Genomic DNA, 15976 nt, shown 5'->3' with positions numbered 1-15976 from the left:
AGAGCGGGTCAGGGAATCAACCCTGACCCGCTCTGGTGTCTGTGGGGAGCGAAGCTCCAGGCGGTCAGGCCTGGACCGGCTCCGGAACGACGATGTTGACGGTCTTGCGGCCACGCTTGGTGCCGAACTCGACCGCGCCCGCCTCGAGGGCGAACAGCGTGTCGTCGCCACCACGGCCGACGTTCACGCCCGGGTGGAAGTGAGTTCCACGCTGACGGACCAGGATCTCGCCCGCGCTGACCTTCTGGCCGCCGAAACGCTTCACGCCGAGGCGCTGGGCGTTCGAATCGCGGCCGTTCCGGGAGCTGGATGCGCCCTTCTTATGTGCCATTGCTTCGTCTCCTCGGGAAAATTCTTACTTGATGCCGGTGACCTTGATGACCGTCAGCGGCTGACGGTGACCCTGGCGCTTGTGGTAGCCGGTCTTGTTCTTGAACTTGTGGATCCGGATCTTCGGGCCCTTGGTCTGGTCGATGACCTCAGCGGCCACGGAGATCTTGGCCAGCTTGTCGGCGTCGGTGGTCAGATCGGTGCCGTCGACGACGAGAACCGGGGTCAGCGCCACGGCGGTGCCGACCGCGCCCTCGATCTTCTCGACCTTCACCAGGTCACCGACCGCGACCTTGTACTGCTTTCCGCCGGTCTTGACGATTGCGTACGCTGCCATCGGTCGGCTTCCTCCACTCACATTGGTCCTACACATGTCCACGCCGCAGCTGCGACGCGTATTCCTGGGCTCATCCCCGCACGAGCGGGGGAAGAACGTTTGCTGCCTGCGGTATCACCCGGCCTGCTCGGCTGGATGCTCAATCACTGGGCAGCGACCGACCTAGGTTACCAGAATGGTAACCACTCCCCCAATTCGGCCGGTCAGGGGCCGAATCGGGGCTTGCGTGCGCGGAGCGATCCGCGCACGCAAGCATCGGGTTACTTCGATTCGGCGGCCGGCGCGCCCGCGGGACGACCCACGGCGCGACGACGCGGCTTGCGCTCCGGGACGACCACCGGCTCCGCCGCGAAGTCCACGACGGCCGCCGCGGGCGGCTGCTCGTTCGCCGACAGGACGAACACGGCTCCCGCGCTGTCCGGCGCGGGCGCTGCGGTCGACCGGGCTACGCGACGCCTACGCGGTGCCCGCGGTGCGGGTTCCGCGGCGGCAGCAACCGGTTCGGGCTCAGCGACCGGGGCCGGCTGCGCGGTCTCGACCGCGGCCGGTTCGGGCTGCGAGGTCTCGACGACCGGGGTCTCGGCGACAGCGGCGGTATCGGCAGCTGCCGAGATCACCGCTTCCTCCTCGACCTCGGGTGCCTCGGGTTCCGCCTCGCCGGAGATGACCCCGGTGAGTGGACCCTCGGTACTCGGCTCGGTGTTCGCCGCGGCGGCACCACGCCCCGCCCGGCGCGACCGCGAACGCGAGCGCGACCTCGTCGGCTCGGCGGGCGCCTCCTCGACGACCTCGGTGGGCTGGTCGCTGGACTCGTCGTCGTGATGACCTGCCATCGCGAGTACCACCGGGTGGGCCCGCTTCACCGCGATGTCCTCTTCGGCGTGCTCGGCGGCCGGTGCGGTGCCGTTGGTCGCGGGCGCCGCGGCGGCCGCGGGCTTGTCGCGATCCTTACCGCGACGACGACGCGAACCGCCCTCCTTCGACCGCGGCTCCTCGACCCCGGACCCGGAATCCACCGGGTAGGAGTGCACGAGAATGCCGCGACCGTGGCAGTGCTCACAGGTGGTGGAGAACGCCTCGACCAGTCCGGTGCCCAGCTTCTTGCGGGTCATCTGGACCAGGCCCAGCGAGGTGACCTCCGACACCTGGTGGCGGGTGCGGTCGCGTCCGAGCGCCTCGGTGAGACGACGGAGCACCAGGTCACGGTTGGATTCGAGAACCATGTCGATGAAGTCGACGACGATCATGCCGCCGATATCGCGCAGCCGCATCTGGCGCACGATCTCCTCGGCCGCTTCCAGGTTGTTCTTGGTGACGGTCTCTTCGAGGTTCGACGAGCCCGAGCCGGTGAACTTGCCGGTATTGACGTCGACGACGGTCATCGCCTCGGTGCGGTCGATCACCAGGGTGCCGCCCGAGGGCAGCCACACCTTGCGATCGAGCGCCTTGGCCAGCTGCTCGTCGATCCGGAAAGCGTCGAACACGTCGACACCGTTGTTCTCGTGCCGGTTGACCCGCGGCAGCAGGTCGGGCGCCACCGTGCGGACATAGGTTTCGACGGTGCTCCACGCGCGGTCACCTTCGATGACCAGCTTGGCGAAGTCCTCGTTGAACAGGTCGCGGATGACCTTGACCAGCATGTCGGGCTCTTCGTAGAGGGCCTTCGGTGCGTTGGTCTCCTTGGCGGCGGCGTCTTCGATGGTGCGCCAGGCGGCCTGCAGCCGCTCGACGTCGCGAGCCAGTTCGGGCTCGCTGACACCCTCGGACGCGGTCCGGATGATCACCCCGGCGTCGGACGGGACGATCTCGCGCAGGATCTCCTTGAGCCGCTTGCGCTCGGTATCGGGCAGCTTGCGACTGATCCCGGTGGACGTGCCACCGGGCACGTACACCAGGAAGCGACCCGCGAGGGAGATCTGGGTGGTGAGACGGGCGCCCTTGTGACCCACCGGGTCCTTGGACACCTGCACCAGCACCTGATCGCCGGGCTTGAGCGCCTGCTCGATCTTGCGCTCACGACCCCCGAGACCGGCGGCTTCCCAGTTCACCTCACCGGCGTAGAGCACACCGTTGCGGCCGCGGCCGATGTCGATGAACGCCGCCTCCATGCTGGGCAGCACGTTCTGGACCTTGCCGAGGTAGACATTGCCCACCATCGACGCCTGACCGGAACTGGTGACGAAGTGCTCGACGAGGATGTTGTCCTCGAGGACCGCCACCTGGGTGGTGGTCTGGTGACCGGGCGCGTGCTCGGCGGGGTCGAACGCCTTCTCGCGCACGACCATCACCCGGTCGACCGCCTCGCGGCGAGCCAGGAACTCCGACTCGGTCAGGATCGGCGGACGACGACGCCCGGCTTCCCGGCCGTCACGCCGACGCTGACGCTTCGCTTCCAGCCGGGTGGAGCCGGAGATGCCCTGCACTTCGTCGGGGTTGCTCGCGCTGGAACGACCGCGGCTCTTGTTGCGGGGCTCGCGCTCGTGCACCACGGTGTTCGGCGGATCGTCTTCGGTCGCCGACTCGGCGTCGGCGGACTCACCACCGACCTTGCGGCGACGGCGACGACGGCGACGACGGCTCGCGCCATCGGAGGAGCCGTCTTCGTCATCGGTGTCGGATTCGGTGTCCTCGGCCTGCTCGGCTTCGGCGGTGACCTGCTCGGCCGGCTGCTCGGCCTCGTCGGTGTCGTCGTCATCGCTGTCGGAGTCGGTGTCCTCGCCGTCGGCGGACTGCTCGCCACGACCACGGCCCCGGCCACGACGGCCACGACGGCGGCGGCGCGGCTGGCCGTCGGCGTCGTTGTCACCGGACTGATCGGCGGACTCGTCCTCGGCCTCGGCGTCGAGCTCCTCGGCCTTGGGCGCGACGGTTTCCTCCACCGGCGGCGCGGCGGGCTCTTCGATCTTCTTGGGGGCCCGTTCGGCCCGACGGCGTTTGCGGGTCTCCTCGGCGGCGGTGGCGTCCGGCGGGAGGAACAACGGCATATCCACCGAGGCGGGCGCCTCGAAGGTCACCGGCTCGGCCCGCACGGGGGATTCCGACGCCCGGTGGGTGAACAGATCCGTGTGCGCGTCCTCGCGCATCGCGGCGAACACCTCGTCTGTGCGCGCGACGTGGGGCGCGGAGAACAGCGACGCGGACGGGTCGGCCGGCTGCTCGGCGACGGGGGTGGACGCGGCGCTCTTCTTCGCGCGCGTCGCGGGTGCGGGTGCTGAAGGTTCGCCGGGTTCGGCGTCAGCGGCGGCGATCGCGTCGCGCACCGTTTCGGCGACCGAACGGTCGACATTGGATTGAACGCTGCGCGCCTCGGCGCCCAACTCGGCCAGTTTGGCCAGGATGCGTTTGCTGGTCACTCCCAACCGCTTGGCCAGTGCATGAACTCGAATTCGCTCCGGCAATTGATCGGCATCCTGTTGTGTTGTGTCCAGCGGCTCTTTTTCGGCCACGAAGTCTCCTCGGGCCCCCGGGCGCGTCCTTCCCCGGTACGGGAGTGACGCGGCCGACGCGGGGGCATCGTCCGTGCACCTCGTACCCGATGGTACGAGGGTCATCTGGTCTCGCCCCGCGTGTCCGGTCGCACCTTGATCGATCATCTGGCGGGCCAACCGGTCACACGGCGCCTGGCTGTACGGCGTGGCACCGCGCTTTCGAGCGCTCATCCAGCGTGCCTGCGCGGGCGACCCCAGCAACAGGGCCATCCGTGGCAGCGATGATCGGCATCAACCGCGGTGTCATCCGGTCATGTCCGACACCGCGTCACGTACCTGCGCGACAGGTCGGCGTCGAACACATCCGTAATCAGTATCCCATACGGTTCGCGCGGGGATCGCCATCGGCGCAACTCACGCGAACTCCGCCCCGCTCACGGCGGTGGTATCACCCGGTGGATCCGGCAAGCGAGGGCGCCCCGGCCGAGCGGAGTTCGATACCGCCTGACCGGGTGTCCTGCTACCTTTGCTGCGCTACCGACCGCTGCGGGTCAGGCGGGGAATTCGGGGAACCAGAGGGCGATCTCGCGCTTGGCGGACTCGGGCGAGTCGGATCCGTGGACCAGGTTGAACTGGGTCTCGAGGCCGAAGTCGCCGCGGATGGTGCCGGGCACGGCCTTCTCTACCGGGTCGGTGCCACCGGCGAGCTGACGGAACGCCGCGATCGCGCGCGGGCCTTCGAGCACGGCCGCGACGACCGGGCCGGAGGTGATGAATTCGATGAGCGAGCCGAAGAAGGGCCGCTCGGCATGTTCGGCGTAGTGCTCGGCCGCGAGTTCCGCGGACACGTTCTTCAGCTCCAAGGCCTGGAAAGTGAGGCCCTTGCGCTCGATGCGCGCGAGGATCTCGCCGGTGAGGCCCCGGGAGACACCGTCCGGCTTGATGAGTACCAACGTCTGCTCAGTCACGGGGTAACCCTAGCGTCGGCCGTGTCAGGACGCCGATCGGGCCCTCGAGCGGTCAGGACTTGGTGCCCATTCGCTGGCTGGGGAGCAGTCCCGCGTCCATTCGGCGCTGGACATCCGAGCGCAGGACGAGGATGAACGCCCAGACCGCGATGAACACCACCGCGATCACGCCGATCGACAGGTGGATGAAGGCGCCCGCGAGCAGCAGCACCTGCAGGCCCAGGTTGAACGGGATCGCCCACGGCTTCCGCTGTACACCCGCGCCCAGGATCATCAGCACCGAGAGCACCACGAGATAGGTTCCGGAGAACCACGTGACACCGCCGCCCACGTCGGCGACCACCGGCAAAGCCAGCAACACCACGATCGCCTCGAGGATCAACGTCCCCGCCATGACGCCGCGCAGACCCTTCCACGGATCGTTGGCGGGAGGAGGCACTTGTTCTTCACTCACGCCGGAGCCTTTCCGAACAGGGCGCGCGCCGCGCCCGCGGTGACGACCGACCCGGTGACCACCACGCCGGCGCCGGAGATCACGTCGCCCTCGTCGCCGGCCTGCTCGGCCAGCGCGATCGCCGACTCCAGCGCGTCGGGCAGGGTCTCGGCGGTGATCACGCGTTCATCGCCGAACCGCTGCACGGCCAGGTCGGCCAGCGAGTCCACGTCCATGGCCCGCGGCGAGCCGTTGCTGGTGACGACGATTTCGTCGAAGACCGGTTCGAGCGCGTCGAGGATCCCGGCCGCGTCCTTGTCGGCGAGCACCGCGACCACCCCGACCAGCTTGCGGAAGTCGAACTCGCCGGTGAGCGTCGCGGCCAGCGCCTGCGCACCCGCCGGGTTGTGGGCGGCGTCGACGAAGATGGTCGGCGCGTTGCGCATCCGTTCCATCCGCCCCGGGCTGGCCACCGTCGCGAAACCGGCGCGCACGGCCTCGATATCGAGCTGACGATCCGCGCCCGCCCCGAAGAACGCCTCCACCGCGGCCAGGGCCAGGGCCGCGTTGCGGGCCTGGTGCTCGCCGTGCAGCGGCAGGAAGATCTCGTCGTAAACGCCGCCGAGCCCCTGCAGGGTGAGCAGCTGCCCGCCGACGGCGACGCCCCGTTCCAGTACCCGGAACTCCGCGCCCTCGCGGGCCACCGCGGCGTCCTCGGCGACGGCCCGGCGCAGCAGCACGTCCATCACCTCGGGTTCCTGCTCGGCGATCACCGCGACGGTGTCGGTCGGGATCAGCGCCTCGGGTGCGCGCTTGATGATCCCGGCCTTCTCCTTGGCGATCGACTCGAGGTCGGGACCGAGGTACTCGGTGTGGTCGAGGCCGATCGGGGTGATCACCGCGACCTGCGCGTGGATCACATTGGTGGCGTCCCAGGTGCCGCCCATCCCGGTTTCCACGACGGCCACATCGACCGGCGCCTCGGCGAACGCGGCGTAGGCCATGCCGGTGAGCACCTCGAACTTGCTCATCGCCGGGCCGTCGGATTCGGCGGAACGCTGGTCGATCATGCCGATATAGGGCGCGAGCTCGTGATAGGTCGCCACATAGCCGGCCGGGGAGATCGGCGCGTTGTCGATGCTGATCCGCTCGGTCGCCAGCTGCAGGTGCGGGCTGGTGATCCGGCCGGTGCGCCGATGCAGGGCGGTGAGCAGGGCGTCGATCATCCGGGTCACCGAGGTCTTGCCGTTGGTGCCCGCGACGTGGATCGCCGGATAGTTGTTCTGCGGGTTGCCCAGCAGATCCATCAGGGTGGCGATCCTGGTGAGCGAGGGTTCGATCTTGGTTTCGGGCCAGCGCTTGTCGAGCTCGGCCTCGACCAGCGCCATCTCGGCGAGGTCGACCGGCGACGGCCCCTTGCTGAGCTGGGCCGCGCTGTAGTCGCTGCCGCCGAAGTCGGCGTCTTCGGGGTCGAGGTCACCGGGGCCCATGTCGCTCACTTGGCGCTCAGCTCCGCCAGGCGGGCGCCGATGCGGGTGACTTCGGCCGCGGCCACATCACGTCGACCGGTGATCTTGTCGACGACCGGCTGCGGCGCCTTGGCCAGGAAGGCCTCGTTGCCGAGCTTGGCCGTGGTGGTGTCGAGGTCCTTCTGCGCGGCCGCGAGATCCTTCTCCAGCCGGCGACGCTCGGCGTCGAGGTCGATCGCGCCGGAGGTGTCGAGCTGCACGGTGACAGTGCCGCCGGACAGCCGCACCTCCACCTCGGCGGTGGTGGCGAAGTCCTCGCCCGGTTCGGTGAGCCGGGCCAGATTAGCCACCGAGTCGGCGAACCCGCCGAGCCCGACCTCCTCGATCCCGACGAGCGTGGCCTTCACCTTCTGCTTGTCGGCCAGGCCCTGATCGCCGCGGAACCGGCGGATCTCGGTGATCAACCGCTGCGTATCGGCCACTCGCTGCGCGGCGAGTTCGTCGGTCGCCACGCCACTGGCCTGCGGCCACGCGGCGATCACCACCGATTCACCGCCGGTGAGCGCCTGCCACAGGGTCTCGGTGACGAACGGGATCACCGGGTGCAGCAGGCGCAGCACCGCGTCGAGCACACTGCCGAGCACGACCGCGGTGCTCTCGGCGCGCGCGTCGGATTCGGCGAACTGCACCTTGGACAGCTCCAGGTACCAGTCGCACAGCTCGTCCCACGCGAAGTGGTAGAGCGCCTCGCAGGCCTTGCCGAATTCGTAGGCGTCGAAGGCGGTGTCGACCTCGGCGCGGACCGCGTCGAGCCGGTCGACGATCCAGCGGTCGGCGTCGGTGAGGGTCTCGCGCGGGGGCAGCTCACCGGTGCGCGCACCGTTCATCAGGGCGAACTTGGTGGCGTTGAACAGTTTGGTGACGAAGCTTCGCGAAGCCAGTGCGTGCGCGTCGCCGACGGACAGATCGCCGCCGGGCTGGGCGCCGCGGGCCAGGGTGAAGCGCAGCGCGTCGGCGCCGTAGGAGTTGATCCAGTCGAGCGGATCGATGCCGTTGCCGCGCGACTTCGACATCTTCTTGCCGTGCTGGTCGCGGATGAGGCCGTGCAGGAACACGTCTTCGAACGGGACCTGCTTCCGGCCGCCCTTACCGGCGGTGAGCACCGGATCGTCGCTCACGTACATGCCGAACATCATCATCCGGGCCACCCAGAAGAACAGGATGTCGTACCCGGTGACGAGGACGCTGGTCGGATAGAACTTCGACAGCTCGGGGGTCGAGTCGGGCCACCCCATCGTGGAGAACGGCCACAGACCCGAGGAGAACCACGTGTCGAGCACGTCCGGGTCCTGCACCCAGCCCTCGGGCGCTTCCTCGCCGGGGCCGAGGCACACGATCTCGCCTTCGGGGCCGTACCAGATCGGGATGCGGTGGCCCCACCACAGCTGACGCGAGATGCACCAGTCGTGCATGTTGTCGACCCAGTCGAACCAGCGCGGTTCCTGGCTGGCCGGGTGGATCTTCACGTCGCCTTCACGCACGGCGTCGCCGGCGGCCTTGGCCAGGGTGTCGACCTTGACCCACCACTGCATCGACAGGCGCGGCTCGATCGGCTCGCCGGAGCGCTCCGAGTGACCGACCTGGTGCTTGTAGGGGAACTTGCGGCCGACGATGCGACCTTCGGCCTCGAGCCGCTCGCGGATCTTCACGCGGGCCTCGAAGCGGTCCATGCCGTCGAATTCGGTGCCGCTGTCGGCGATCCGGCCGGTCTTGTCCATGATCGTCGGCATCGGCAGGCCGTGGCGCAGGCCGAGCTCGAAGTCGTTGGGGTCGTGCGCCGGGGTGATCTTCACTGCGCCGGAACCGAATTCGGGGTCGACGTAGTCGTCGGCGACGATCGAGATCTGACGGCCGGTGATCGGGTGGTACAGCGTGGTGCCGATCAGCGCCTTGTACCGCTCGTCGTCCGGGTGCACCGCGACGGCGGTGTCACCGAGCATCGTCTCCACGCGGGTGGTGGCCACGATCACGTGCGGTTCGTCGTCGTTCAGCGAGCCGAACCGCATGCTCACGAGCTCGCCGTCGACCTCCTTGTGGTCGACCTCGAGGTCGGAGATGCCGGTCTGCAGCACCGGCGACCAGTTCACCAGGCGCTCGGCGCGGTAGATCAGCCCCGAGTCGTAGAGCCGCTTGAAGATCGTCTGCACGGCGCGCGAGAGGCCGTCGTCCATGGTGAAGCGGTCGCGGCTCCAGTCGACGCCGTCGCCGAGGCGACGCATCTGGCCCTGGATCTGCCCGCCGGACTCGCGCTTCCAGTCCCACACCTTGTCGATGAACAGCTCACGTCCGAAGTCCTCTTTGGACTTCCCGTCGACGGCGAGCTGCTTCTCCACCACCGTCTGCGTGGCGATACCCGCATGGTCCATGCCCGGCAGCCACAGCACCTCGTAGCCCTGCATCCGCTTGCGGCGGGTGAGCAGGTCCATGATCGTGTGGTCGAGCGCGTGGCCCATGTGCAAGGTGCCGGTGACGTTGGGCGGCGGCAGCACGATCGAGTACGGCGGCTTGCTCGAGGAGGCGTCGGCGGCGAAGTACCCGGCGTTGACCCAGCCCTCGTACAGGTCGGCCTCTACCTCGCCGGGGTTCCAGCTCTTGGGCAGGGCATCGGCACGATTACGCGAGTTGTCAGGGGCTGCGCTGGTCACGTCCCAATCCTAAGGGGAGCGGCAACCAGCTTTTTCCCCGCCTACCCGAGCACAAAAAAAGACGGAATCTTCGGTGGATGAGGGACACCGAAGACTCCGTCTACAGCTCTGATACTACCGGCGATCGACCCCACTCAGCAGAATCCATATGGAATTCTCAGCTTCTACCCGGCCCTGGTCAGCACGGTCTGTGACGCGCCACGACGACACGCGGAAACCGTTGTCTCCCAACCCTCCAGCCGAAATATCCGGGCAACCCCCGATTGCCGTTTTGTCCGTTTTACCGGACCCTGGAGAGGGTGACGCCCCCGCTCGAATCCTCGTCTCCCGTTCCCGCGTCGGCACCGAGGATCATCACCCCGATCGCCCTGCTGGACCTGCGCGCGAGCGAGGTCCAAGAACTGCGCTACCCGAGCACCACCGTTCTGGTCTTCGCCGGTGTCCCCGGCGCGGGAAAGTCCACCGCACTACACCGCTTCTTCGGGTCGGGACCCGATGCCGAGCAACCGGTGCGGACCGCGTCCGGCGCCCTCGTCCTCGACTCGAATCACACCCGCAATCGCCTGCGTCACCGGTTGGGCTGGGCGCCGTATTCCCTGTGGCGCCCGCTGGTCCACCTCGCGCACTACCGCGCGATCCGCGACGCGGTCCGCGACAGCGACGGACCGGTCGCCATCCACGACTGCGCCACCTTCCGCTGGAGCCGTCGCCTGATCGCCCGCTGGACCGAGCAGGGCCGCCGCGAACTGCACATGGTGCTCATCGATGTGCCCGCCGAGCAGGCCAGATCGGGTCAGATCAGCCGAGGCAGAAGCGTCAACAGCCTGGCCTTCACGGGACACTGCCGCCGCTGGGAAACGATGATGGACTCCCTCGGAGCCCGCGGCACCGCCCTCGCGCCGGACCCGCAACCGCTGTCCTCGACCTCGGTGGTGATCATCGACCGCCCGACACTGCACGCGGTGTCCCGGATCGCCTTCGACCCGGCCTGATCAGGGCACCAGCACGCTCAGCGCCCCGGGCATCGCCTGCACCGTCACCGGCAACATCCCCGCGGGCTCACCATCGGCCGTGGCGTATCCGCCCTCGGCACCGACCGTGATCCGCCGGGCCCGATAACGCTTGGTCGCCGGATGGTCGATCCGTTTGCCCGCCGACAACGCGGGCAGCAGCCGCGCCATCTCCAGCCGTGACACCGCGCCGACCACCGTGATGTCGAGGTACCCGTCGTCGGCGAGTGCTTCCGGACACACCAGCATGCCGCCGCCGTAGGTGCGGGTGTTGCCGATCGGCGCCATCACCGCGTCGGTCAGGATCACCACGTGGGAGTCGGGCGGATTGTCCAGCGCACCGGGCGCGAGGCCGGACAGCTCGATCCGGAACGGCAGTGTGTAGCCACGCATCAGCTCGACGACCGCGGCAGCGGTGTAGCGCAGCGGGCCACGGGGATAGCGCATCTTGTTGGCGCGCAGCGTGACTCGCGCGTCGAAGCCGGTGCCGACCACGGTCGCGAACCAGGTGGGTGCGGCGTCCGCCGATTCGATCCGCCCCAGATCGATGGTCCGGGCTCGACCGCCCAGCACGATCTCGACGGCAGCCCGGGGGTCACCGGTCGGTATCCCGAATTCGCGCGCCAGGTCGTTGCCGGTGCCCGCGGGCACCAGCCCGAGCGGCACCCCGCTGTGCGCGACAGCGGCCAGCAGCACGTTCATCAGCCCGTCGCCGCCGACGCAGATCACCGCATCCGGCCGGTCCTCGCCGGCCACGAGCGTCCTGACCTGTGTCACCGACTCGTCCGCGCTCGGGGCTCGCACCTCGACCACCTCGACACCGCGCGCCAGCAGTTCGGTCAGCACCGCCTCGGCGACGTCGTCGCCCCGGCCCGACCCGGAACGTGGGTTCGTGACGACGACAACGCGCCGCATCGAATGTTCGCTCACGGCACCAGCTTCCCAGGGTTGAGCACTCCGGTGGGGTCGAGTTCGCGCTTCACCGCACGCAACACCCGAACCCCCAGGTCACCGATTTCAGCGCCCATCCACGGCCGGTGGTCGGCGCCCACGGCGTGGTGGTGGGTGATGGTGCCGCCCGCGGCGACCATCGCGTCGCTCGCGGCGGATTTGGCGATGCACCACTGCGCGATCGGATCATCGAGCTGCTTGGCGACGACGGTGAAATACAGCGACGCCCCGGTCGGATAGGTGTGCGAGATGTGGCACATGACCAGCGCGGGCGTGCCCTGCGCACCGAGCGCGTCCATCAGCGCGCCGGTGACCTTCACTTTGAGATTCGCCAGATTGGCCCAGCTGGTAGCGGTTTCGAGCGTCTCGCACAGCACGCCGACATCGAGCAGCGCGTCACGCATGTAGGGCGCGGCGAACCGGCCGTGCTCCCACTGCTGGGCAGGCGCCTCGCCGAGTGCGGTGCCGCCCGCGGCAGCGAGCAGCTCGCTCGCCTCGGCGGATCGGGCCGCGACATGGGCCCGGCTGCCCTCGAAGGTGGTGATGGCGAGACAGCCCGATACCGGATTGCCGCCGACGTCGGCGGAGCGCGCCAGATTCAGACCCGTTTCGGCCTCGTCGGACAGCCGCATCACCGTCGGCGCGGCGCCGGCCTGCGCCACGCTGCGCAGCGCAGCGGCGCCGGTGGCGAAGTCGGGGAACGACCAGGCTTGGTAGCCCACGGTTTCCGGCACGGGATGCACCCGCAGGGTGACCGAGGTGATGATGCCGAGCGCGCCTTCGGATCCGACGAACAACTCGCGCAGGTCGGGTCCGGCTGCCGACGCGGGCGCGCGCCCGAGGTCGAGGGTGCCCTGCGGGGTGGCGATCACCAGGCGCTCGACCATGTCGTCGAACCGGCCGTAGCCCGCCGACGCCTGACCCGACGACCTGGTCGCGGCGAACCCGCCGATGCTGGCGAATTCGAAGCTCTGCGGAAAGTGCCCGAGCGAGAGTCCGTGCGCACCGAGCAACTCCTCGGCCTGCGGGCCGGTGAGTCCGGCGCCGAGGGTGGCGGTGCCGCTGGCCGGATCTACCGCGGTGAGCGTGTCGAGCCTGCGCAGATCGAGTGCGATCACGGTGCCGAACTGCCCGCGCACGGGATCGACGCCACCGACCACGCTGGTTCCGCCACCGAACGGTACGACGGCGACGCCGTGTTCGGCGCAGTACTCCAGCAGCGCCAGGACCTGCGGGTGATCGGCGGGGAAGACGACGGCGTCGGGGGCGTCCTGCGGGGTGTTCGCGCGTCGGCGCAGCAGGTCGGGGGTGCTCTTGCCGCCCGCGTGCCGCAGCCGGTCGAGATCGGCGGTAGTGAGATGTTCGTCACCGACGATCGCCGCCAGGCCTGCCCGATCGGCGGCCGTGAGCGTGGTGGGGATCAGCGGCACATCGTTCTCGTCGCGGCGCACGACCGGCTCACCCGAGATCCCGAACACCTGCGCGAGCAGGCCACGGATCTGCGCCGACAGCGGCTGGTGACCGGCGGCTACGCCCCAGGCGTCCCACACCATGCTCGGTGCCACGGTGGCGGACACGGTTTGTTCGTGTTGCGTCTCGACCATGCGTTACATAATGACATATAGTGTCAAGCAGTAACCAACGATATGTCCCAGAGTCGACATCCGTACCGCTGTCGGATGTCACTACCGACCCTTCGCGACGGAAACCCCGCTGGTCCGCTCGATACCCTTGGGCGGTTCCAGCCCGACCACGGCGCAGCTGTCCCGGCGCCACCGAACCCACCGGCGGTGAAGCACGATGATCGATCTCGCGACCCACGCTGACCAGCTTTCGCCCACCGACGTGGCGATTCTCGATGCCACGCGGGCCTGCGTCGTCGACTTCGGGGTTCGCCGAACCACGCTCACCGAGGTGGCGCGCCGGGCCGGGGTGAGCAGGCCGACGGTTTACCGCCGCTGGCCCGACACCGGATCGCTGATCGCCGAACTGCTGGTGCGTGAACTGCGCACGATCGTCGCCGAAACCATGCCCGACACCGGCCTCGGCCGCGATCGGCTGGTCCACGGCATCGTGACGGGCTCGGCGGCGATTCGGTCGAACGCGGTGTTCGCCAAGATCTTCCGCACCGACACCGACCTGATGCTCACCTATGTGTTCGGCCGGCTCGGCCGCAATCAGCGCACGCTGATCGGGCTGTTCGCGACCGTGATCGAGCTCGGGCACCGAGACGGGTCGATCCGGTCGGGTGATGCCGAGCACATGGCCACCATGCTGCTGCTCATCACCCAGTCGGCGGTGCAGTCGGCGGGCACGGTGGAGTCGCTGCTGGCCGGTGCGGAGTTCGACGCCGAATTGTCCAGGGCTATCGAGGGTTATCTGCTCCCGCCACCCGAGAAGGACTCCTGATGCCTGCTGACTTCCCCATTTCCGGTGCCACCCTGAACGCGGCGCGCCGCACCACCGACCTCACCGCACTGGGCGAGAACCCCGAGGTCGACGTGGTGGTGATCGGCGCCGGTGTGACCGGAACCGGCGTCGCCCTCGACGCCGCCGCGCGCGGACTGCGCACAATCCTGGTGGAGCGCAACGACTTCGCCTTCGGCACCAGCCGCTGGAGTTCGAAGCTGGTGCACGGTGGGCTGCGGTATCTGGCGAGCGGACGGGTCGGGATCGCGCACGAGAGCGCGGTCGAACGCGGCATCCTGTTGCGCACCACCGCACCACATCTGGTGCGCCCACTCCCCCAGCTCGTTCCCTTGCTGCCCGGCATCAAGCTCGGCCAGAGCTCACTCATCCGCGCGGGCTTCGCCGCCGGTGACGCCCTCCGGATCGCCGCGCACACCTCGGTCGACACGTTGCCGCGCTCGCGCCGGGTGGCCGCCGCCGAGGCCCTGCGCCTGGCACCGACCGTGCGGCGCGACGGGCTGCGCGGTGGATTGCAGGCCTGGGACGGTCAACTCGTCGACGACGCCCGCCTGGTCGTCGCGCTGGCTCGCACGGCGGCCGCGCACGGCGCGACAGTGCTCACGCGTATGGAGGCGGTTGCCGCGAAGGGTGATTCGGTCCAGCTGCGCGACAGCCTGACCGGCGAGACCTTGACGGTTCGGGCGCGCGCGGTCGTGAACGCGACCGGAGTCTGGGCGGGCGAGGTCGACCACAGCATCGAACTGCGGCCCAGCCGCGGCACCCACCTCGTCTTCGACGCCGCGGCGTTCGGTGGCCTCAGCGCCGCGTTGACGGTGCCGGTACCCGGCAGCATCAGCCGGTTCGTCTTCGCGCTGCCCGCCGCGCACGGCCGCGTCTACCTCGGTCTCACCGACGAGGACGCGCCGGGCCCGATCCCCGACGAGCCACAGCCCACCGAGGCCGAGATCGACTTCCTGCTCGACACCATCAACACCGCGCTGCGCGAACCGTTGACCCGCGCCGATATCCGCGGCCGGTTCGCCGGCCTGCGCCCGCTGCTGAAGACCGCCGACGACAGCACCGCCGACATCTCCCGCGAACACGCGGTCCTCACCGCTCCCGACGGCCTGATCACCGTCGTCGGCGGCAAGCTCACCACCTACCGCCAGATGGCCCAGGACGCCGTCGACGCCGCGGTCGCCCAGGCCGCCCTCACGGCCGGCCCTTGCCGCACCACCCGGATCCCCCTGGTCGGCGCGGTCGCCGGTGCCGCCCGCGACCGGATCGATGCCCCACCGGTCCTCATCGAGCGCTACGGCAGCGAGGCGAGCCAGATCGTGTCCGCCTGGCTGGCCGATCCCACCCTCGCCGAACCGGTCGCCCCCGGAATCGACGTCACCGCCGCCGAATTCGACTTCGCCATCACCCACGAGGCCGCCCTCACCGTCGACGACCTCCTGGACCGCCGCACCCGCATCGGCCTGGTCCCCACCGACCGCGAAGCCGCCACCCCCGCCGCCGAAGCCGCCTTCACCAGACACGCCGCCATCACCACCTGATCAACCAAGCCTTCCCCCGACCGCACTCCCAACCACACGGTCCACCCAACCCCGTCCCCGTCTCGAACAACCACCGCGCGCACCCCAGCCAGTCCCCTCGTCAAAAACCACCGCGCGGACACCAGCCAGTCCCCCTCGTCAACAACCACACCACACACACCCAGCCTGTCCCCTCGTCAAAACCACTGCGCGCACACCAGCCAGTCCCCCTCCTCAACAACCACATCGCAAACCCAGCCTGTCCCCCTCTTCAACAACCCACCCAACCCAGCAACCGCACTCCCGACCCCTAGGGAGGGACGGCCACGAAGTGGCCGGTCCGCGGCCGGGTCGCCGGTCAGGCGCCGCGGAGATGCGACGAAGGAGCGATTCCGCGG

Annotated in this window: 12 protein-coding genes; 3 read left to right on the top strand and 9 right to left on the bottom strand. The window is 69.2% G+C overall.

What is annotated here, in order from left to right:
- Positions 1 to 64: 64 nt before the first annotated feature.
- The 7 genes from rpmA to ACFQ9R_RS25580 form a co-directional block, all read right to left on the bottom strand.
- The gene (gene rpmA / locus ACFQ9R_RS25610; protein WP_056821498.1) at positions 65 to 331 is read right to left on the bottom strand and encodes a 50S ribosomal protein L27; all 267 of its coding nucleotides are present in this window, start codon (positions 329 to 331) and stop codon (positions 65 to 67) included.
- A 24-nt stretch (positions 332 to 355) separates the two neighbouring features.
- Positions 356 to 667 (bottom strand): 50S ribosomal protein L21, encoded by a 312-nt coding sequence (gene rplU / locus ACFQ9R_RS25605; RefSeq protein WP_067456085.1) that lies wholly within the window; start codon positions 665 to 667, stop codon positions 356 to 358.
- 260 nt (positions 668 to 927) lie between these two features.
- Positions 928 to 4113 carry a translation initiation factor IF-2 N-terminal domain-containing protein gene (locus ACFQ9R_RS25600; protein WP_378993742.1) on the bottom strand — a complete coding sequence of 1062 codons (3186 nt, stop codon included), beginning with the start codon at positions 4111 to 4113 and terminating at the stop codon, positions 928 to 930.
- A gap of 533 nt (positions 4114 to 4646) precedes the next feature.
- Entirely contained in the window at positions 4647 to 5063 is a 417-nt protein-coding gene (gene ndk, locus ACFQ9R_RS25595; protein WP_266298471.1) for a nucleoside-diphosphate kinase, read from the bottom strand.
- A gap of 52 nt (positions 5064 to 5115) precedes the next feature.
- Positions 5116 to 5457, bottom strand: a complete 342-nt coding sequence (locus ACFQ9R_RS25590) for a DUF4233 domain-containing protein (protein WP_378994037.1) — start codon at positions 5455 to 5457, stop codon at positions 5116 to 5118.
- Positions 5458 to 5513: 56 nt separating this feature from the next.
- On the bottom strand, positions 5514 to 6884 hold the full coding sequence (locus ACFQ9R_RS25585) for a bifunctional folylpolyglutamate synthase/dihydrofolate synthase (RefSeq protein ID WP_378664140.1): 1371 nt from the start codon (positions 6882 to 6884) through the stop codon (positions 5514 to 5516).
- Positions 6885 to 6991: 107 nt separating this feature from the next.
- Positions 6992 to 9670, bottom strand: a complete 2679-nt coding sequence (locus tag ACFQ9R_RS25580; protein WP_378993740.1) for a valine--tRNA ligase — start codon at positions 9668 to 9670, stop codon at positions 6992 to 6994.
- A gap of 299 nt (positions 9671 to 9969) precedes the next feature.
- Here ACFQ9R_RS25580 and ACFQ9R_RS25575 point away from each other — a divergent pair, with 299 nt between their 5' ends.
- Complete coding sequence (locus tag ACFQ9R_RS25575) at positions 9970 to 10662, top strand: AAA family ATPase (protein ID WP_378993738.1); 693 nt, start codon at positions 9970 to 9972, stop codon at positions 10660 to 10662.
- On the opposite strand, the gene ACFQ9R_RS25570 is transcribed toward ACFQ9R_RS25575, so the two are convergent.
- Both ACFQ9R_RS25570 and ACFQ9R_RS25565 read right to left on the bottom strand, forming a co-directional pair.
- Positions 10663 to 11610 (bottom strand): YegS/Rv2252/BmrU family lipid kinase, encoded by a 948-nt coding sequence (locus ACFQ9R_RS25570; protein ID WP_378993736.1) that lies wholly within the window; start codon positions 11608 to 11610, stop codon positions 10663 to 10665.
- On the bottom strand, positions 11607 to 13235 hold the full coding sequence (locus ACFQ9R_RS25565; protein WP_378993734.1) for an FAD-binding oxidoreductase: 1629 nt from the start codon (positions 13233 to 13235) through the stop codon (positions 11607 to 11609). Before ACFQ9R_RS25565 ends, ACFQ9R_RS25570 begins: the two co-directional genes overlap by 4 nt.
- 196 nt (positions 13236 to 13431) lie before the next feature.
- Here ACFQ9R_RS25565 and ACFQ9R_RS25560 point away from each other — a divergent pair, with 196 nt between their 5' ends.
- Together ACFQ9R_RS25560 and ACFQ9R_RS25555 are read left to right on the top strand one after the other, a co-directional pair.
- A complete protein-coding gene (locus ACFQ9R_RS25560) occupies positions 13432 to 14040 on the top strand; it encodes a TetR/AcrR family transcriptional regulator (protein WP_378993732.1) in 609 nt (202 codons plus the stop codon).
- Positions 14040 to 15599 carry an FAD-dependent oxidoreductase gene (locus tag ACFQ9R_RS25555; RefSeq protein WP_378993730.1) on the top strand — a complete coding sequence of 520 codons (1560 nt, stop codon included), beginning with the start codon at positions 14040 to 14042 and terminating at the stop codon, positions 15597 to 15599. The genes ACFQ9R_RS25560 and ACFQ9R_RS25555 overlap by 1 nt, the downstream gene beginning before the upstream one ends.
- Positions 15600 to 15976 lie beyond the last annotated feature (377 nt).

The sequence above is a fragment of the Nocardia sp. NPDC056541 genome, assembly GCF_042794235.1.
In the GTDB taxonomy this organism is placed as follows: Bacteria; Actinomycetota; Actinomycetes; order Mycobacteriales; family Mycobacteriaceae; genus Nocardia.
This window is presented reverse-complemented; position numbering and strand designations above follow the sequence as displayed.